Source organism: Chryseobacterium sp. 22532 (assembly GCF_052044665.1).
GTDB classification, from domain to species: Bacteria; Bacteroidota; Bacteroidia; order Flavobacteriales; family Weeksellaceae; genus Chryseobacterium; species Chryseobacterium lathyri.
This window is the reverse complement of sequence record NZ_JBQENJ010000001.1, coordinates 881196-902024: the sequence shown is the minus strand read 5'-3', so window position 1 is coordinate 902024 and position 20829 is coordinate 881196. Positions and strand designations below refer to the sequence as shown.

Genomic DNA, 20829 nt, shown 5'->3' with positions numbered 1-20829 from the left:
CCGTTTAACCGGACTGCAAAGATACAAAAAAAATTAAAACCCACAACTTTTATTTATTAAAATATTGCTAAGCTTTTTCTCCTGATTCCTGTAAGCTTTTTTAAATACCTATCGCTTATCTAAAAGCTCTTCTGCGCTACTGAACTACTCTCGTTTTTCAGTGCGGCAAAGATAACAACTTATTCAAACGCAAAACAAACTTATTTAACATAAAATTTACATACATTTTACATTGGGGATAAGTATTAATACAGTATTTTGATTATTAAGACTTTATGAACATGGCGTAGTTATCCACAATCGTCGTTGAGAAAAAAAATAAGAAAGTTTGGTTTAGAAAAAACGTTTAACTAATACCTTATATATAGAGTATCCAATCAGACATCCTATAGTATCTGCTACTATATCTAAAGATTCCATGGATCTGCCTAAGCCCATTTCTTCCTGGAAGATTTCAGTAAGGAAAGCATATATAAGGATGATCTGAAAGAAATATAAAAATTTAATTTTGTGAAAAGTGGCAATGAAACAGAAACCCAACATTGCAAATATGCTCACATGCAAAACTTTATCAATACCGTTGAACATGAACCAGTATTCGTTATTTTCTTCGCCTGGTTTTAGGAGCATATAAGTAAGAAATGCCCAATAAATGGGCAAAATCTTACTAAATATTTTTGAAACTTTATCCAATGATTGCCTGGTATTCTTCTGCAGTAAGCAGTTCTGAATGATCTGCACCATCAGCAATTTCTAATTTAATGATCCATCCGTTTCCATAAGGGTCTGTATTTAACAGCTCAGGCTGATCTTCCAACTCTGAATTAAACTCAATAACTTTTCCGGCAATAGGCAGGAATAAATCTGAAACAGTTTTCACTGCTTCTACACTTCCGAAAACAGCCGCCCCTTCAAGATCATCATCTACAGTATCTACATCTACGTATACGATATCGCCCAATTCTCCCTGTGCAAAGTCTGTAATACCGATTGTAGCAACATTACCTTCAATCTTGATCCATTCGTGATCTTTAGTGTACTTTAATTCTGATGGTGTATTCATTTTAATTTTTATTTTGTACAAATGTATTCAAAATAATAAAAGGTTCAAAGAGGTAATGAATATCTTAATTAAATTTTGGAGACAAAATAAAAAATCGCTACTGAATCAACGATTGACTATTGTATAACAATTATTTTTTTTATTGCTTTTAACTCATCCATTTCTTTCATGAGCTTATCATTATTCTCCTGAAGTTTTTTAAGCTGCTTATTTTGCTCAATCGTATACAGCGTAAGTTCTTCGATTTTCTGAAGAAGCTTAATCTGAAAGTCTCCAATATTAACTCCTTCTTTTTCCATCTGTGCTGCTGATGCAATTTCAGGAAGGTGCTTTTTCTCTTTAATGTGCTTTTCAACCTCATCTAATTCCGGCAGCTTATACTCTTCATCAAAAACAAAATCAGCTGTTGGTGTTAGGGTTACTTTTACTTCCTTTGCTTCAAACTTTCCAAATAAAGCCATATTTCCCTCATCTGAAAGCTTTAATTTTGCTCCATACATTGTTCCATCATTTGAATAATTCCAGAATTGCAAAGCATTCCCATAGTTGCCAGTCATGTTGTATATAGCCCACTTTCCAGCAGTGTTTGATGCTGTTTTTGTTGGATTTTCTAAAACAATTACCCCTCCTTCATTCGAACTCATTTTAGAAGAGAGCTGCCCGTTAACTTCAAATCTGTCTCTACTTAGAGTCGCTATAAGTTTCCTATCATCCGTATTAGAAACTAAATTAAAATTAATCTGATTCTCTAACAATCTTATAAAGGAGCCTCCTAAATTTGTATTTATACGTGGAAATGATTGCCCAGTAACATAGTTTCTAACATTATTACCGATTCCTACACCAGTATATGTCTCTTGAGGCTCTGAAGCCCAAAGTGATAAATTAGCAGGACTATTTACTCCATCGCCAGAAGAATGTAATAAAATGGTAGAGTTTTGATGGTCGCCAGAAACAGTAAGTTTTTCGGACGGGGCTAGGGTTCCTATACCTACATTCCCCATAATTGTTTGTTTACCTATAAAATCATTAGTACCTTTAGTTGCCAGTTCATTCCAAGAATTCCAAACATTAAAGTCCCCATTTCTTGTTCTAAAAGATATGTTGTTTCCATTATAGGCTGAGCTTATTTGTGTATCATACTGATTTGCAAAGCCACCAAAACTTATGAGTGAGCCATTCCAAGGTGTCCCAGAAGTAGCATAGGCAAAAGTATAGCCTCCTTTAAAGTTATCAGCTGAACCAGATGCAGAAATTGATACTGTAGGTGACAAATTCTGTGCTATGGACATTATCGACAATAAGCTAAGAAAAGATAAAGTAATTTTTTTCATATATATTAAAAGTATTTTTTTACAAAGATATTGCATAAACCAAGCTATTCCAAAAAACGTGAATTAAAACTAAAATCCCCTTCTTTTACAGAAAGGGATTTTTATTTTAGTAATTATATATTAATTTTTTTCTTAGAAACCACCACCTGAGTCTCCAAATGTAAATGTTGCAGACAGACCGGCCCTAATGGTAGACAACGGAAATGCCGTTGATATTTTGTATTTGGAAGTCATCTGCTCATAGAATACTCTCAGGTTCAGATTTTCTGAAACGTTATAATCTGCAGAAAGCTTTATATTCATGAGTTTCTGTCCTCCGGTGATCTGTGAATCATTCAACAGGATATTCATGATGGAAGTTTTGCTGTCTCTCAGCGAGATATCTCCTCTGATGTTCAGGTCACTTCCTTTCCCCCTAGATCCTCTCGTATTGGCCATACCAAGTCTGAAGTTTTTAACGATATATCCAAGTCTTACTACATATTCCGTATTGGAGTCTTCAGTAAGAGTATGGTTGACCAATCCTAATAGCATCATCCTGTTTCTATTATACTGAAGTCCAAACTGCATATTGTTTCTCATGGTAACATCTATACCGATAAGTGGCGAGAAAGACTCCACATAACCAACCTGAGAGAATGTAAACGGATTGATGTAATCATTATTGACATCAAATGCATTTCCACCGGAAAGCCTGTTAAAGTAATCTATACTTGACTGGATACCGGTTGCCGTATAGGTCGCGGTATATCCGTGCAGGATATCAAATTTAGAGAACTGACCATTAATGATCGGAATGTTTCTTAAACCTGAATAGGTAATCTTCCAGTTTGGAATCGGAAGACCTGCTTTTTTAGCATTTCCCATCTGCTTAACAGATTTGCCTTCAACTGCCGCCCGGAATGCAGGGATCAATACATAAGCATTGGCAATACTATAATGATCTGCAAAGCCATCGCTATTCAGTACTTCTCCTAATCCCATCTGCTGGGAAAGGATCATTGCATTTTCCCTGATTGCCTGATAAACGGCCTGGGTCTCTTTGAATGACGTTTTAAGAAGTACCACAGAGTTAGAATAAGTTACCTGATCATTCGCAAATGCATAATCATGATTTGCTGTTCCAAGGTTATTTCGGTTATTAAATCCAGACTGTGAAAAGTTTCTGTTGTAGTTATGCAGTGCACTAAGATCAATTCTGAAATCATTGATAGGAACGATCTGTAAATTGGCCCTTAATTCTTTTGTTGACATTTTCACATAAGGATCGGTCATATAAGGGGAATCACTTACCCATCCATTTTCCAGCACGGTTCTTCTGATATCAGCCTGTGATCCGAAAAGGAATCCAATCGTAGGGCCTCCTAATGTCTGGCCATATCCATACATATTTGGTGCTGAAAGTAGACCTGGAAGTACCGTTCCGTTATTTTCAGAATAATTAATATCTAACTGTTTGAATGATGTTAGTGCGAAAGCTGCGCTCTGCAGTATTGTCAGTTTATTTTTGAATTTATAGCTCTTATATCTATATCTTTTCTTCTCCCACTGCTGTGTATATGCGTTGTTCAATGAGTCAATTTCCTGTTTACGCTTCTGCAGTTTTGCAGAAATGTTTTTGAAATATTTAAACTGCCCGAAGAACTTCGGAATATCCGCAGTAGCCGTAGCCTGAATCACGTTTGTATTCTGACCTACGGAACCTAGGCTTCCTTCAGGACTTGAAAGAAGTGCGGTAGATCTTGCATTCCAGTTGTATGTAAGTCCATACCCAACTTCTGCATCGATGAAATCTAAATACGGAAGGTACTGGAATGGCAGTTTGTAGTTTAGCTGTACTCTGTGATTGTACAATACCGGTCTACCTGCTCTGAATACATTTCCAAAGATAGATTTGTCACTCATACCATTTACATCCACATTATCATTGAGGGTTCTCGTTGCAGAGTTGATTTCTAACTTTAATGATTTTGTAAAGTTGAATCCTAAACCGTACTGCCACCCGAAGAAGAAGTTTCTGTTTTTGATTGCAGCAAAACTATCACCGGTATTTCCGCTTAAGATTGCTTCTACATTTCTAAATTCAAGCTCATTGTAATTTCTGTCTACTTCAGTTCTGAAAGATAATCTTGTAGGAACCGGGTTGAAATTGAATTCTTTGATCCATCTCAGATACTTTGTAGATTTCGCCGTATCACTGATCATTTTGTTGAATGGCTTAATTACCCACGGTTTGAAAGTATAGTTGTAATCAACATAACCTCTCAGATATTGTCTATAGTTTCTTGAAGTATAAATATCTCTGTAATAATCGTCATTATAAACTGCCGTTACGGAAACGTTCTCAATATCATAGAATTTAGGTTTCTTATTTGGATTTACCCTTTCCTTATGCATATTGACAACGCCAATACTTCTTTGCTGTGTATAAGTTCTTGCTACTTTTTTAAGCTGCTCCTTGTTAGCTGCCTTGCTGAATTCCACATCGGTATCAAGAGGGTTATATTTCGGATCCTCGATAGTTTGTGAATAGGAATAGTTTAAAGGAATTTTCATCCCGCTTTTTTCAGGAAGGAATTTATCTACGTTTACAGCAGTATTAATACTGAATGCAGACTGTGTAGACTGGTTTCTTTCTGCCGGCTTTGAATCTATATTACCAAAACCTACGGATGTATAAGATGCACTCGTATTTACAGTAGCAAAATCTCCAAGGTTAAAGTTCAAACTTGCGTTACCTGCATATCCTCCATCATTTTCAATTTCAGAAAGACGGATCTCATTTACCCAAAGAATTCTGGTAATAGAGTTTGAACGGCTTGTATTTCTTACCCCAATCATAATGGTAGTAATATTTCCTAAACTTGGACGCCCTTTGATATAAATTCTTTTTGACTCATCTCCAAAATTAGGATCCATGATTCTGTCTACAATATTAGATGAACTCTTATCTCTTCGAATTTTAGCATCTACAAAGTTTTGGATTTCCAGATCCACATTGTTTTCAACAGGCCAGATTTCAAAAGGTGTAGTTGCTGTCCTAGGCGTAAGCAACATTTGAGATTCATATTCATAATAGTTGTCCGTAGCATCACTTCCGAAACGGATGAAGAATTTAGATTCAGAATCGATACCCTGATATCTGTCTGTCGGGTCCTGAGCATGTACAAAAAGTTTTAGCTTTTTATATCTTCTCATATCCAGAGTAGTATTCTTGAAAACTCCTCTTGCTTCTCCGGCAAGACCGTCTATCTTCATGTAAAGTGAAGCTTCATTCTGTCTCTGTGCTCCCGCATTTCCACTCAACACCTGTCTGTCAATTCCCGGAGGCAATACATAAGGAGGCTGGTTAAGGGCATTTTCTTCAATATTTACACTTCCTACTTCAAAGTTATTATTTTGTGCTATACCTACCCCTTCCTGTTGTGAAGATACTGTAGGGCTGGCAATCTGATTTGGATATCTTCTCCAGTCTGATCTTACAAGATCCATTGTCCCGAATCTTAAAGTTGAAGTCTGCTCAAAACCTGCAAGCATTAGTCTCGCGAATCTTACGTTATTAAGCACTGATGCACTTCGTTCTCCTTCCGCATCAGTTTCTGCATATTTCGAAACAGGAATTCTGAACAGGTACCATTTCACGTCAGAAGACTGTCCGTTCTGGAAAGTGGCCTTTACAGTTTTTACATCTACGATATTGTTCTGTCCTAGGGCAAGACTCGGCTTATCTAGTTTTACAACATATTCATTGTAGCTTTCTGTCTGGTCAAGGTTATAATCTTTGTTGATATCTTCTGCGTCCGGAGTCTGTGAAGCCACTTCCAATGAATTAGCCTGAGAGTTTCCTTCCGGGTTTCTGAAATATTTATATCTCTGAACAAGTGATGCCGCCTGATTACCTGTAAATTTATCTGACATGAAGAATACGAAATCATCCACAGCAGGGTCAACCAAGTTGGTAACCGGGTTAACAAATGTATTTCCGAATCTCATAGATTCTTGATCTGAGCTTAAACCATCATATCCTAAATCCTGAGATCTTCTGTCATCACCTTCACTTGAAAACGCATAAAGAATTGGCGGCTGTTTCGGTTGTACTCCCCAATTGGAAGTGGTAGTAGTAGAAGGTGCTCCCGGAGTAGGAAGACCATTTTCATACTGCATTTTGCCGTCTTTCAGGATATCTTCGGAAACGTTTCCTAACTGAAGTAAAAGTCTCGCTCTATCACCTAAGACAGTTCCATCCGCATAAGGATCCATCATCCAGAATTCAACATATTCTATATTTGAATTAACGAAATTGGAAACACTGATGGGTCTCATAATTCCCGCCCATCTGGAAGCCGCTGTTTCGGAACCCGGATTAACGTTGTATGGACCTTTTTCCTGAGGATAGTAAGAAATATCTAAAGTATTGGTGAAGGTCTGCTCACCCGCAACAAAATCTCTGTTATTATAAATTTCGGAATACTGAACTCTTCTGGATGCGTGGTTGGAAACAGACTGCGCTGTAATTCCTGCCGGTGCTCTTCCTCCTACTCCCCAGAATCTCGGATCAATATTATACCATGATAAAAGTCCTCTTCCATAACCGCTTGTCACAGCGTCATCACTAGGAGCTCCGTTAAATGGTGCCGCCAAGTTTTTCTCTGGTCTTGAAGCCAAGCTCCATGCAGTGGGTTCTTTTAAGGATATTTTAGACGTTGTCTGTTCGAAATCGTCTACATAAGATTGATCATTTGTTCCTTTATTCAATCCCGGAAGAAGATATGCCCCTTCCATTTTAAAGTTCAGGTTCGATGGAGCTTCTGTATTTACAAATGGGATCTTATCTGTAAGCCTTGTCAGGAAAGGAACCTGATTGTTGTACATCATGTTGATCCCGGCCATCGTGTTATTAACAGCTTCCTGCCCGTAGTTTACTTTCTGAGTAAGTGGAGATTCGGAATAGTTAACAACTGTTCCCCCTATTATAAAGTTCTCATTGAATCTTCTTTCCAGGTTTAATCCCAAGAATCTTTTTCTCTGGGTATTAAAGGTAAGCTGGTTTTCTAATGAGATATTGATAGCCTGTCCGGACTGCTTAACATTTTCATTGATGATGGTTACTGTTCCAAGCATATAATCCACGGTGTAGTCTACCCCTTCTGTCAGCTGAACACCATTCGCCGAAACTTTTACAGATCCCTGCGGAACGTTTACAGCACCAAGAGAAATCCCCTGCCCCTGTGTTCCTTTGTACCGTCCTTCTATGGTATATCTCTGGGCAAGATTGCTGGAAGATGCCACCTGCTTCTGCTGCCTGTAGAGATCTGTGAAAACAAACTGCGGATCATTCCCGACCTGTCCCTGCATAAAGCTTCCGAAAGGCTGTACTTTGGTAAAGATAATCCTACCTGTTTCCGGCCTGATCGTAATTCCGTTAACAAAGTCAAAGATACCGTCTCCCAATATACCGCTGCTGGCCTGGATGTCACCATTCATGTTGAGACGGTCCCAGTTAAGCAATTTCAGTAAATTTTTGTCCTGGACACTGGTTCCGGGAAGATAATTCACTTTACCACCGGTTTTCGGATCTCTGTAGAATACATTAAGAATAAAGCCGTCTTGCGCTACCTGCCCTGCATCTAAAGAATAGATGTTTTTCATCATCAGGTCCCACATTGGAGATTCTGTATTTACTTTATTGTTTACCCTAAGAACTTTCGTTACCAATACAGGACTTTCTTCGGAGAATTCCCCTACTTTATAAACTTTATTGGTACCATCCGTAAAGGAATAGGAAACGGCTAAAAGCTGATTCTCGTTCAGCTTTTGGTTCAATGAAATATATCCTAACTGAGGTTGTAATGTATATTCATTAGCATTCAGCCTTCTTGCTTTTGTATTAAAAATAAACTGTTCTCCGTTATCGTAAGGCTGCGCACTTCCCGGGAACATCTGCCCCTGAAAGGTTGTCGCATAATTTTTACCAGCTTCTCTTGGTCCTATTGCTGCATTAATAGACGGGTATAATCCATTCTGAGAGTTGTCCGGCAATCCTGAAGCACCTTCTCCCAAATCTCGGATACCAATAATACTTTTCTGATATGCCAGGTTACTGTTCCCCTGGTCTAGTACCCAGACTTCCAGCCTGGTAATATTTACCGTGGAGTTGATCTGTGGATAATTGGACAGTGCATTATCATAACGGTCCAGGAAGTAATGTCCCAGGAAAAAGTGTTGGTTGTCTTCGTAGTCAATAGCGTTGACTTTAAAGTTATTCATAACACCTCCACCCTGTACTACAATATTACGGGCTTCCCCCTGTTGCTGGGAAAGAACTACTGTTCCATAGGTTTTTCCTAACTGGAATTCTGTTTTTACCCCGAATAATGACTGCGAGCCTCGGATAAGACTGGTAGAAAGCGGCATATTAACGTTACCGAATTCTATTCTTTTAATAATTTTATCTTCTCCTCCTGCACTGGGTTTGTCTACTTCACCAAGACCTTTAGTCTGAAGGTCTTTCCAGTTTCCTTTTGCCTGCCATACAAGATTCATCCTGTTTTCGAATGCAAAACCACTCTGGGTATCGTAATTGGCTTTCAACTGGAGATTCTCTCCTACTTTACCCAATAATCCAAGCTGTATCCTCTGGTCTATATCAAAGGTAAAACTGGTCCTGTTCTGTGGCAGGATCAGTGGATTATCTATTTTTTGGTACAGTCCGGCAAAATCTAAAGAGGCATATCCTGAAGGAATGATCTCTATCTTATTACTTCCGAAAATAGTTTCAAACAGCCTGTTGTTGATCATCAAAGACGGAATAAGACCTTTCTTACGGGCGTCCGTTCTATCTCTTCTGTAAAGGAGACTGTACTTATCGGATTTTTCTTTGTAGTAAGCTTTTGACTGCGTTGCGAGCATAAATTCTTTATACTCTTCCGGAGACATGGCTGTAGGAGGACCTGTATAGGTATTTCCTATTTTAGGATATACATAGTACATCCCTGTTTTTATGTCATAAAAGGCCTCATACCTTGTAGGGTCAGCCAGTTGATAATCTTTCTTTATGATCGCAGTATCACGTACCTGTTGTGCAAAGGCACTTACTGACATGCACAGGAACGACAGGAACAAAAATATTTTCAGATGCTTATTATTCGCCACCAAATGTTAAATGTTTTTTAAAATTTGTTTTACCAATTCTTCTACGGAGATCTCAGGATTCTGCTTCATCATCCTGTCTGCGATCTTCTCGCTCATTCGTTTCGGAATCCCTAAAACTTCTAATGCAGATAACGATTCTTCCTTGACTTTATTATCCACAAAAGAAGAAATATTTTCTTCTCCAATACTGAATTTTTGGACTTTATCCTTTAAATCTACAATAATTCTTTCTGCAGTTTTGGCACCTATTCCTTTGGCTTTTTGAATCAGTGCGCTGTTCTTGGAGAGAATGGCTGAAGCGATCTCTTCAAGGCTCAAGGTGGAAAGGAGGATAAGGGCAGAAACAGCTCCTACTCCGTTAACACTTATTAACAGATTGAACATGTCTTTTTCTGAACGAGTGTTAAATCCAAAGAGAAGATGAGCATCTTCCCGTATGATCTGCTGAGTAAATAAGAATGCCGGCTTATTCAGGGCCAGAGCCTGGGAGGTCATCAAACTGATACCTACATAGTAACCAACTCCTTGTACGTTGATCACTGCGTAAGTGGGTGTAAGTTCTTGAACACTGCCTTGTAAGGAAAATATCATTATTAATTTTTAAAACTCCCAAATATAGCAATTTAAACTAATTAATATTTTCATTTCACGTGCGAATGATTTTTAACTTAAATTTTGATCGTAAATTCAAGGAATTAATATAAAAACAAAAGACTCCAAAATAGGAGCCTTCTATTATTTTTATGATTATCAAACTGCCATTTATGGCGGCCTCAGCATTTAACTATTTTTTTTCAGAGTTTTTCTTTTCTCTTCTCTGGGCATCAAGAACCGCCACAGTAGCTAAGTTTACAATTTCATCTACGCTTGAACGCATCTGTAAAACGTGTACAGGCTGCTTTAATCCCATCAAGATTGGTCCGATCACCTGTGCCACTTTCATTCCTCTGATGATCTTGTAAGAAAGATTGGCACTTTCAAGATTCGGGAAAACGAAAGTATTGGCAGGAGTTGTTCCTAATTTTGAGAAAGGATAATCGCTTAAATGATCTGCATTCATGGCAAAATCCGGCTGGATCTCACCATCAACAACCATTTTAGGGTATTTCTCGTGGAGAATGCTTACTGCTTTGGCTACTTTTTTGGAAGTGTCAGAAATTGCGGCAAAGTTTTCGAAACCAAGCATGGCAATTCTAGGCTCTATAGCAAAAGATTTCACTGTGATTTCAGCCATTTTAGCAATATTCACAAGATCTTCCGCTGTAGGATTCTGATTGATGGATGTGTCGGCGAAGAAGATTGGCTTCTTTTCTGAAAGGATCATCATCATTGCTGCTATTTTGTCTACTCCTTTATCTTTTTCAATAACTTCTAAAACAGGACGGAGCACTGAAGTATAGTTTTTAGAGAAACCAACGATAAGGCCATCTGTATCTCCATGTCTCAGCATTAGCGGACCGAAATAATCTCTCTGACGCACATATCTTTTCGCTTTGTACTCGTTCATCCCTTTTCTCTGACGAAGTTTCCAAAGAGTTTCTCTGTACTTTTTCCTGTTTTCTTTCTGATCGTCATCACTTGGATCTATAATCGGAATATCCAGGGTGATACCGAAACGTTCCATTTGCTCTTTGATGTATTTTTTATCTCCTAACAGACTTGGGAAAGCAATCCCTTCTTCGTAAAGAATCTGTGCGGCTTTCAATACATTATATTCTTCAGCGTTGCCTAAAGTAATTCTCTTTGGATTCGATTTAGCACGGCTCTGCATCATTCTTACCAGCTTCTCATCTCTTCCCATTCTGTCCAGCAGCTGGTTTTCGTATTCTTCGAAGTCTTCGATGGTTTTTCTGGCAATACCACTTTCAATGGCTGCTTTTGCTACAGCGCTGGACACTTTGGTAATTAACCTGTTATCAAACGGCTTTGGAATAAAGTATTCTCTTCCAAATTGCAGGTTCTGAACATTATAAGCCAATATTACAGCTTCCGGTACGGGTTCTTTTGCAAGATCTGCGATAGCGTGTACAGCTGCCAGCTTCATCTCTTCGTTGATTCCTTTTGCCTGAACATCTAATGCTCCACGGAAAATATAAGGGAATCCCAATACATTGTTCACCTGGTTAGGATAATCACTTCTACCTGTTGCCATGATCACATCTTTACGGGTTTCAAGGGCAAGGTCGTAAGCAATTTCAGGATCCGGGTTTGCCAAAGCAAAAACGATAGGATTCTCATTCATGCTGGAAAGCATTTCCGGAGTCATTACGTTTCCTTTTGACAGACCGATGAAAACATCTGAACCTTTTACGGCATCTTCAAGTGTTTCGATATCTGTATTGGCAATAAAGTCAATTTTTTCAGGCGTAAGGTTTTCTCTTTTATGATTGATCACTCCCTTACTGTCACACATTAAAACATTTTCTCTTTTCAGACCCAGAGAAATATATAGATTGGTACAAGCAATGGCTGCGGCTCCTGCTCCATTTACTACCATTCTCACTTCTCCGATATTTTTGCTAGCGATCTGAAGAGCATTAATCAATGCAGCAGCTGAAATAATTGCCGTTCCATGCTGGTCATCGTGCATTAAAGGAATATCCAGTTCTTCTTTAAGCTTCTGTTCGATATAGAACGCTTCAGGAGCTTTAATATCTTCAAGGTTGATTCCTCCGAATGTAGGAGCAATACCTTTTACAATCTGAATGAATTTATCCGGATCTTTTTCATCGATCTCAATATCAAAAACGTTGATATCTGCAAAGATCTTGAACAAAAGACCTTTTCCTTCCATTACCGGTTTTGAAGCTTCAGCTCCAATATCTCCAAGTCCTAATACAGCTGTTCCGTTGGAAATTACAGCTACCAGGTTTCCTTTACCTGTGTAGTCGTACACAGTTTCCGGTTTATCATGGATCTCCATACAAGGAACCGCCACCCCCGGTGAGTACGCCAATGACAGATCTCTTTGAGACGAGTGCGGTTTTGAAGGGATAACTTCGATCTTTCCTTTAGGTTCGGCTTTATGATAATCTAACGCGGCCTGATTAAAGTTCTTTTCGTCGCGGTGGGTTTTACTTGACATAGAATTTTGTTTTTTATTAAAGTATATACTTAATATGGTAGTCTACTAAACTTTCGATAGGTTTCTGGACAACGTGGCCCACATGTAAATGAAATTCTGCCGCAACAGAGCGGAGGGTACTTTCATAATAATAAGCGATAGAGCCGATGAAATTGATCTCGGCTTCTTTTGATTCCTGATATGGAATTACCTGGTATTCAAAGAAATTTTTCATTTCTTCGTACACCATATTTTTAAAGTAAGGATGTTCCTTTCTTTCGATGACAAATTTGTTGAAATCCGCTAACCAGGCATTAGGTCGCGGGCTGTGATACATGTTTTTCAATGCATCTTCAATCTTCAGTCCATAGTTCTGTTCGAATTCTGTATGAAGATCTGCCGGCAATTTTTTCATAAAGTATCTGCGCACGAGCTGTTTCCCGATAGCACTTCCGCTTCCTTCGTCTCCCATAAGAAAACCCAGGGAAGGTAGTTCTATTTTAAGGTTTTCCCCGTCGAAATAGCAAGAGTTTGATCCTGTACCTAAAATACATACCACAGCTGGCTTTCCGCTATATGCGGCATAAGCTGCGGCCATAAGATCTTCTTTCACAACGATTTCTGCTTTTGTAAATATCCTTTTAAGCTCTTCTTCAATAGTTTCGCAGTTTTTTTTCACACCGCAACCTGAGCCATAGAAGAAGATCTTGGTTATGGAATTTTTGACTAATATAAGGCTGCTGTTCTTTTCTATTTCAGGAACAATAAGTTCTCTGTTGATAAAATTGGGATTAAAGCCGATGGTTTCTGTTTTTAAAAACACTTTTTTGAAATCATCCAGTATCACCCAATCTGATTTGGTAGACCCACTATCAACAATAGCAACCATATTTTACATTTTAGTTTAAGGATGCTAAATTATGAATTTATCTTCAAATAGCGTTTAAAAACAGACTGGAAGCTTCTAATGTTTTATATCAGCTTTTTGGTTATCAAATTTGATGAGCCAGTCTTCAATTTCATCTTCCAGATAAGAGCTCTGAAGCATGATGGCGTTGATAAAATCATCAGGCACAGGTTCATTGGTAGAGTTTTCTAGGTTCCACAATTCGTCTGTCATATTTTCATATTCTGAATACACTCTTTTGAAGCGGGAATTTTCTCTCTCAAGAGCTTCAATATTTTTTTGCTGAAGCTGGAATTTTCTGTATTTGTTTTGACTTTTCATACAAATATTGTTATAATTTGGGTCGTAAAAATTATGGTAGTATGCGTTATACCGCACATTACAAGATAGAAAAAACCATCAACACAAGAAGTTGAAAATGAATTTATTATCAGGTTATAATTACATCATTCTGAATATTAAATTTAGAAATTATTTTGGTTCAAAAAAATAATTTAACAACTTTTTTCAATGTTTAACATATGCTTACCAAATTATTTTTGGCTGAAACTTTCAGATTCCTTTTAGACATCAATGTTGCTATCGTTTTTAATTTTTTTTGAAATGATAAAAAGAAATTTCCCATTCCTTATTAATAATTATAACTAATGAATATCAGACGCATGACTTTTATAACTATGTATGATACCGGAAATTAAACCATCATATATTTCACTAAAAACCAATTTGTTAAATCAATATTTTATTTTAAAATATTCTTTTATTCTTCCATTATTGACATATAGTTATAAATTTGCACCTCATATATATTGAATGAGAGAATTACTAATACGCCAGAAACAGGTTTTGTTCTTCATTATTGCCGGTGGGCTCAGTGCTATTGTAGAGATTGGAAGCTTCAAAGCATTCAGTACTTACCTTCCGCATGTTTTCGCCAGAGAAACCAATTTTCATGGCATTCATTATCCTTTAAGTAATATTTTCTCTACATGCTGTGGAATCATCAGCAACTATTTCCTAAGCATCTGGTTTGTCTTTGAAAGAGGAAAGCATTCCAAAAGAAAAGAGTTTGCTTATTTTATGGGAGTATCCTTCATTTCAACTTTATTAAGCTTAGGCTTTTTCCAGATTTTTTACAGCTTTATATTTAAGGACAATATCAATTTATTTTTTTATACCTTAAGCCCTGAAATGATCAGTAAGATTGCAGCAATCCTCCTGGTTTCCATACTTAATTATTCAGTGAAAAAGAAAGTAATTTTTAACGGTTAAGCAGTGACAAAAATTTTAAATTATCTCTGGAGACTATGGCTGCTGCTGCTGGCGTTTTTTTTAACGGTCACATTGGGAATCCCTGTCTATATCTTATCCTTTAATAAAAAGCATTACAAATATGCTTACAAATTTATCCGGATCTGGTGTTTTGGAATGTTTTACGGCATGGGTCTGAGGTACGATCTCATCAATCTTTCTGACCAGAAAAAAGACAAAAGTAAACCGTACGTTTTCATTTCGAACCATACTTCCATTATGGATATTATGCTTGCCTGCATCCTGATGCCCCATCATCCGATCTGCTTTGTAGGCAAAAAAGAACTTGTAAAAATTCCCATTTTCGGTACCATATATAAAAGGATATGTGTGATGGTAGACAGAGGCAGCGCAAGAAGCCGTGCAGATGTTTACAGAAGATGTGCAGAAAAGATGGAAGAAGGAAATAGTATTGCGATATTCCCAGAAGGCGGCGTTCCTGACGATACTTCTATTATGCTTGATGAATTTAAAGACGGAGCATTTACTTTATCTTCCAAACACCACTCTCCAATTGCAGTGTACACTTTTGTAGGATTAAAAGAAATATTTCCTTTCGACAGTGCAAAAGGTTACCCGGGAAAAGTAAAAGTATATTTCAACGGAATCATGGAACCATCAGATTCTCCGAGAGATCTGAAAACAAAAGCTTACAAAGAGATAAAAAAAACATTGCTGGAACATTCTATTTAAAAGAAATAGTTATATTTGTTTGCGAAATTTTTAACAAACATGTCAAATTATTCTAAACAAACCAATTGGGGACAGTTTATTCCCTTGGTTACTGTGTTTTTTTTCTGGGGATTTGTTGCGGCAAGTAATGACATTCTCATACCAGTTTTCCAAAAAGCCTTTAAATTGACCCAAACTGAAAGTATGCTCGTACAGATTTGCTTTTATGTGGCGTACACCGTGGGTTCTTTAATTTATATGGCTGTTTCAAAAGGTTTGAAACAGGATCTTATTAATAAAATAGGTTACAAAAATGGTCTTATCTTGGGTCTTCTTATTTCGGCCTCAGGAACTTTACTGTTCTATCCGGCAGCAAATCTGGCATCGTTTCCGTTGATGATCTCCGGTTTGTTCATTGTTGGACTCGGTTTCTCATTACAACAGATTGTAGCGAATCCACTAGCTATTGAAGTGGGACCATCTGAAACAGGATCTCAGAGACTTACCATGGCAGGAGGAATCAATAACCTGGGAACAACCATCGGACCGCTTCTCGTATCATTTGCGATTTTTGGTGCTGCATCTGCAGCTAATACAGAAGCAAGTATCGAAAGCGTAAAGGTCCCTTATCTTATGCTGGGAGTTGCATTTGTACTGGTGGCCATCATGCTTAAGTTCTCTTCTCTTCCTGCAATCACTCCTACTATTATAGAGGATACTGACGATGTGATTCCGGGAGATCACAAAACATCCGCTTTTCAATACCCTCAGTTGGTAATGGGTATGATTGCGATTTTTGTATATGTAGGTGTAGAAGTTTCTACAGCAAGTAACCTTCCTGCTTATATGGAAAAAAGCTTAGGGTTTGAAACCAAAGATGTAGCGCCTTATATTTCCTTATACTGGGCTTCATTAATGATAGGCCGTTGGACGGGTGCTGTAGAAGCATTTGACCTGAGTGCCGGATTCAAAAAGATTCTAAGATTCCTTGCCCCTTATCTTGCATTTGGTGTATTCTTATTAGTGAATGCAATTGCTAAGCATGACCTTTCACCTTTCTATGTATACGGTGCTGTTATTATTGTGATGATCATCTGTGACATTATGAGTAAAGGAAACCCGGCGAGAATGCTTTTGATTTTCTCTGTAGCAGGTATAGCCGCCTTACTGATAGGAATGTTTACAACAGGGATGGTATCAGTATACGCTTTTACCAGTGTAGGATTATTCTGTTCTACCCTCTGGCCTTGTATTTTTGCTCTTGCAATCAACGGTCTCGGAAAGCACACCAACCAAGGTTCAGGCTATCTGATCATGATGATCATGGGTGGTGGTATTGTAAGCTTTATCCAGGGATATATTGCAGATAAAACCAATATTCACTTCAGCTATATCGTAGGTGTTGTGTGTTTTGCTTATCTTGCATTCTATGCAATCCGTGTAACAGGGATCTTAAAATCCCAGGGTATTGATCTGGATAAAATCTCTAAAGGCAGTGGTCACTAATACAACAAAAATAATATATAAAAAGAGATTTTGGGCAGGTGTATTACTTGCCCAATTTCTTTTGTTCTATGGCTTCTCAAAGTCCGGAATAACGATCTATTTCTTTGAGCGTTTTTTTGAATTCCAGAAAAAGCTCCATCAAATACTTTTCAGCTGGATCCCTTTTTCTTTTGGGGATCTTATCTATATTCTCTTGGGAATTTTTCTTTTATACTGTCTTGTTTTATGTTTTAAAAAGAAAAGCAGAAACGAGACTATTTTGAAGCTTCTGGCTACCATTAATATCTTTTACTTCATCTACCAGGTCTTTTGGGGAATGCTTTATTTTCAGACTCCTGTCATTAAAAAACTTTCCAGCCAAAAAGAACCTGAAATTGGTAAAGCAAAAATATTAGCCCTACGCTATCTGGAAAAATGCAAAGCTACCCGACAATCCGTTCGGGAAGATAAAAACGGAATATTCATTATTACCGATCTTATTTCTATCCAGACAGAAATTTTGCATCAGCAAGCCCGGCTTCCGAAATATATTTCGGATAAAAGTGCTCCACAGATCAATGCTTTTAAACCAAGTCTTTTCAAAAGTGTGATGAATTTCACAGGAATACTGGGATATTATAACCCTTTTACAGCAGAGGCCCAATATAATGCAGAACTTCCCCATACTCTTATCCCGTTTACTTCTGCACATGAAAGTTCTCACCAGCTTGGTTTTGCCAGAGAGCAGGAAGCCAATTTCATAGGCTATCTGATTGGTGTGAATTCCAAAAATACAGATTTAAGGTACAGTACTGAATATTTTACGTTAAAAAGTCTTTTAAGGTTTATTGTTGAGGAAGACCCCGAATTTGTAAAATCAGTCCTTAAACAATATTCTCCGGCAATGAAAAGAGATCGGATGTACGAAAGAAGTTTTATTTTCAGACATCAGGGGTGGCTGGATGATTTTTTCGGGTTTACGAATAATTTGTTTTTAAAAAGCAACCAGCAAGAAGGTGCTGTTACTTATTCTTACTTCATTGATCTCTTGTTGAATTACGAAAAGTAATAAACAAACAAAAGAATCGTATCAGGCGATACGATTCTAAAAACACAAATGATGAAAAAAAATTTATTACCTTGACTTGTTCCCTCATTCAAGGCGATGTAAAAGTACAATATATTTTATAAATACAAAAACATTTCCATTGTTTTTTAAAACTTTAAGAAAACTTTATGATTTTTTAAGTTTTTTTGTGTTCAACATTGAAAATTAGAACCTTAACAAAATTTATGATTCAGTAATCAATCAACATAAAAAGTTAAAATAGACTAATAAAAATTCACAAAACTAAACATTTGTTTAAAAATAAAGCATTCATGTTTTTGCAGTTTTTTTATAACCATAAAATTAGAGTTATTTAATAATATTATTGAAGATTCAACTTATTTTTAATCTAGCAACAACAAAACATTAGCACGTATCATTTTACTTTATGGTCAAACTATACATAAATAAAAAGTAAAATTAAATTTAGAAACTAAAATGAATATTTCTGTAAAATAATTATACATGATGATGAGTAAAGCGCGGATATAATCCTTACTCTGAAAAATGAGAGAAATGGAGTAAAAACCTGTTAAAACAAAAAGCAATTGAAAATTATAACTTACCTGAGTTGATAAAAAGCTGATGTGAAAAAACAACTAATCTTCTAAAGTACAGATACGTTCGATAATCAGAGGCGAAACATTTTTTTCTTTAACAAATTATTGATATTCAAATTAAATCCACCAAAACATCCTTATATCTCACCCTTAATAGAAAAAAAATTTGTTTTTTTAAAACATCTGCGTATTTTAGTTAAAAATATTACTATGATTTTCGACAAGCTAATTAACTATCTAAAACTTGATAAACAGGAGTTTTCTTTTCAGTTCAATTCTCATCCAAACTACCCTTCTGCGTTGGCTTTTAGTGATACGCTTAACTTTATGGGCGTAAAAAATGATGCTTATGAACTTGATAAGGAATATTGGGATGAGCTGCCGGAAGAGTTTATCGCGATCGTAGATAATTCCTTTTCTCTGGTAAAGAAATCGGGAGCCAGTTATTCGGTTTATTCTGAAAAAGCCAAAACACTCAATAAAGAAGAACTTCATAAAAAATCAACAGATTTCGTCCTACTTTTTGAAAAAACTGAAAATGCGGAAAATAAGACAGCCTTTGATTTTAAACCTCTTTTATATGTTGTTTTCGCCATCATTCTTGGCTACTCTTTTTTCACTCAAACGATATACGAGGCTCTTTTTAATATTCTTTCTCTGGCAGGTGTCTATATTTCTCTGGAGATCTTCAACCAGAAATTCGGAAATACTTCTACAGTAATCGGAAGTATTTGTGGAGATACCTCTGCCAAACAGACTACCAATTCATGTGACAAGATTATCAAGCAGGATAAAACAAGTATTTTTGGTTTAAAATTCTCAGATTTTTCTCTGATCTACTTTACAGGGCTTGCCATACTGGGGCTTTTCTTACCGGCAACAGCTTATATTGTAAAAGGATTTACATTTGTTTCCGTATTGGCCATTGCCTATTCATTATACATCCAGGCTTTTGTAGAAAAGGCTTTCTGCAGAGTATGTCTTCTGATTATTTCAATCTTGTTAGGGCAATTGGTACTTAGCATTCTGTTTTTTCAAAGTACACCGTTTAGTGTGGGAATTTTATTATTAACAGCTGTTCTGTGGATCCTTGTTTTCTCTGCTGTTTTATATTTCAGCAACATTCTTTCTCAAAAAGAAAGCCTTCAGAAATCAAATGCTAAAAACCTTAGATTTAAAAGAAATTATGAACTTTTCAAAAGCCAGCTTTTAGAAAATGAAAAAATAGAATTCCAGGATACGGAGACTTTCGTATTAGGAAATAAAAACTCTAAACTTCGTCTTTCAATTGTATCCAATCCTTATTGTGGTTTTTGTAAAGACGGCCATAAGATCATGGAAGGGCTTCTTGAAAAATATCCTGATGACATTTCTGTACAGATCCGTTTCAACTACTCTACGGAAAGAGCTGATGAGAAATACACCAAATTACTTTCAGCTTTTAAACATATTTATCACAACAAGTCTGAAAAAGAATTTTTGAAAGCTGTTGAAGAATGGTTTGAAACAAAAGATGAAAACAAGATCGTCTCTTTATCGGGATCGTCTACAACAGAAGATTTAACGCCATTTATTGAAATGACCAAGGATAACAGCAACAACGGTCTGAACTTCACTCCTATTTTCATTCTCAACGGGCATCAGTTTCCGGACAAATATGACCGTGAAGATATTTGGTTCTTTGTTGATGAATTAATGGAAGATGAGGACTTTCAATAAATCTTTCCGGAATTGAAAAATTCACTATCTTAGGAAAAAATAAAAGCGAATTCCAAGAGCGGAAAATAAATAACTTAGTAACTATGAAAAGCTTAAAGAAAATCTCAAGAGAGGGTTTAAAAACCATTAAAGGAGGACTTAGACAATGCCCTCTGGATGGTAATTGTGGTGGAGATCAATGCTGTGCAAACGGTGTATGCAGATCCATAGCCGGAGCTGGTCCTAATACGTATTATTGTACTCCTCCTACAGTGATTGATGTTACGCCGTAAACAGGTTAATAACTTTCAACCTTAAACAAAGCTCAATAATATGAAAAATCTAAAAAAACTGTCAAGAGAAAACTTGAGAATACTTCGAGGAGGTATCACAGAGATTAGCCAAATGATTAATTAGTACAACAATGAATAAAGTAAAAATGTCGTCATATGTGGCGACATTTTATAATGAGTAT

15 protein-coding genes are annotated in these 20829 nt (G+C 36.8%); 7 read left to right on the top strand and 8 right to left on the bottom strand.

Annotated elements, in window-relative coordinates; translation table 11 throughout:
- Positions 1-333: 333 nt before the first annotated feature.
- The 8 genes from ACTJIV_RS04270 to ACTJIV_RS04235 all read right to left on the bottom strand — a co-directional run bounded on the left by ACTJIV_RS04270 (position 334) and on the right by ACTJIV_RS04235 (position 13841).
- Positions 334-744, bottom strand: a complete 411-nt coding sequence (locus tag ACTJIV_RS04270; protein WP_338075514.1) for a VanZ family protein — start codon at positions 742-744, stop codon at positions 334-336.
- Positions 686-1063: a glycine cleavage system protein GcvH gene (gene gcvH, locus ACTJIV_RS04265; RefSeq protein ID WP_111957411.1), complete on the bottom strand. Its 378-nt coding sequence runs from the start codon at positions 1061-1063 to the stop codon at positions 686-688. Before gcvH ends, ACTJIV_RS04270 begins: the two co-directional genes overlap by 59 nt.
- A gap of 116 nt (positions 1064-1179) precedes the next feature.
- Entirely contained in the window at positions 1180-2397 is a 1218-nt protein-coding gene (locus ACTJIV_RS04260) for a hypothetical protein (protein WP_440625793.1), read from the bottom strand.
- A gap of 132 nt (positions 2398-2529) precedes the next feature.
- Positions 2530-9498: a cell surface protein SprA gene (gene sprA / locus ACTJIV_RS04255; RefSeq protein ID WP_440625806.1), complete on the bottom strand. Its 6969-nt coding sequence runs from the start codon at positions 9496-9498 to the stop codon at positions 2530-2532.
- 57 nt (positions 9499-9555) lie between these two features.
- On the bottom strand, positions 9556-10140 hold the full coding sequence (gene ruvA / locus ACTJIV_RS04250) for a Holliday junction branch migration protein RuvA (protein ID WP_111957407.1): 585 nt from the start codon (positions 10138-10140) through the stop codon (positions 9556-9558).
- A gap of 193 nt (positions 10141-10333) precedes the next feature.
- A complete protein-coding gene (locus tag ACTJIV_RS04245) occupies positions 10334-12634 on the bottom strand; it encodes an NADP-dependent malic enzyme (RefSeq protein ID WP_111957405.1) in 2301 nt (766 codons plus the stop codon).
- Between the two features lie 16 nt (positions 12635-12650).
- Positions 12651-13502 carry a BadF/BadG/BcrA/BcrD ATPase family protein gene (locus ACTJIV_RS04240; protein ID WP_440625790.1) on the bottom strand — a complete coding sequence of 284 codons (852 nt, stop codon included), beginning with the start codon at positions 13500-13502 and terminating at the stop codon, positions 12651-12653.
- 75 nt (positions 13503-13577) lie between these two features.
- Positions 13578-13841: a hypothetical protein gene (locus ACTJIV_RS04235; protein ID WP_111957401.1), complete on the bottom strand. Its 264-nt coding sequence runs from the start codon at positions 13839-13841 to the stop codon at positions 13578-13580.
- A 492-nt stretch (positions 13842-14333) separates the two neighbouring features.
- On the opposite strand from ACTJIV_RS04235, the gene ACTJIV_RS04230 reads away from it, so the two are divergent.
- From ACTJIV_RS04230 to ACTJIV_RS04200, 7 genes are all read left to right on the top strand, one after another.
- Positions 14334-14792, top strand: a complete 459-nt coding sequence (locus tag ACTJIV_RS04230) for a GtrA family protein (RefSeq protein WP_111957399.1) — start codon at positions 14334-14336, stop codon at positions 14790-14792.
- A 3-nt stretch (positions 14793-14795) separates the two neighbouring features.
- The gene (locus ACTJIV_RS04225; RefSeq protein ID WP_440625787.1) at positions 14796-15524 is read left to right on the top strand and encodes a lysophospholipid acyltransferase family protein; all 729 of its coding nucleotides are present in this window, start codon (positions 14796-14798) and stop codon (positions 15522-15524) included.
- Positions 15525-15563: 39 nt separating this feature from the next.
- Positions 15564-17009 carry an MFS transporter gene (locus ACTJIV_RS04220; protein ID WP_111957395.1) on the top strand — a complete coding sequence of 482 codons (1446 nt, stop codon included), beginning with the start codon at positions 15564-15566 and terminating at the stop codon, positions 17007-17009.
- The gene (locus ACTJIV_RS04215) at positions 16972-18057 is read left to right on the top strand and encodes a DUF3810 domain-containing protein (protein WP_440625785.1); all 1086 of its coding nucleotides are present in this window, start codon (positions 16972-16974) and stop codon (positions 18055-18057) included. Before ACTJIV_RS04220 ends, ACTJIV_RS04215 begins: the two co-directional genes overlap by 38 nt.
- Before the next feature lie 809 nt (positions 18058-18866).
- On the top strand, positions 18867-20375 hold the full coding sequence (locus ACTJIV_RS04210; RefSeq protein WP_440625784.1) for a vitamin K epoxide reductase family protein: 1509 nt from the start codon (positions 18867-18869) through the stop codon (positions 20373-20375).
- An 83-nt stretch (positions 20376-20458) separates the two neighbouring features.
- Entirely contained in the window at positions 20459-20647 is a 189-nt protein-coding gene (locus tag ACTJIV_RS04205) for a bacteriocin-like protein (protein WP_146897182.1), read from the top strand.
- Positions 20648-20687: 40 nt separating this feature from the next.
- Entirely contained in the window at positions 20688-20771 is an 84-nt protein-coding gene (locus ACTJIV_RS04200) for a bacteriocin-like protein (RefSeq protein WP_407934742.1), read from the top strand.
- Positions 20772-20829 lie beyond the last annotated feature (58 nt).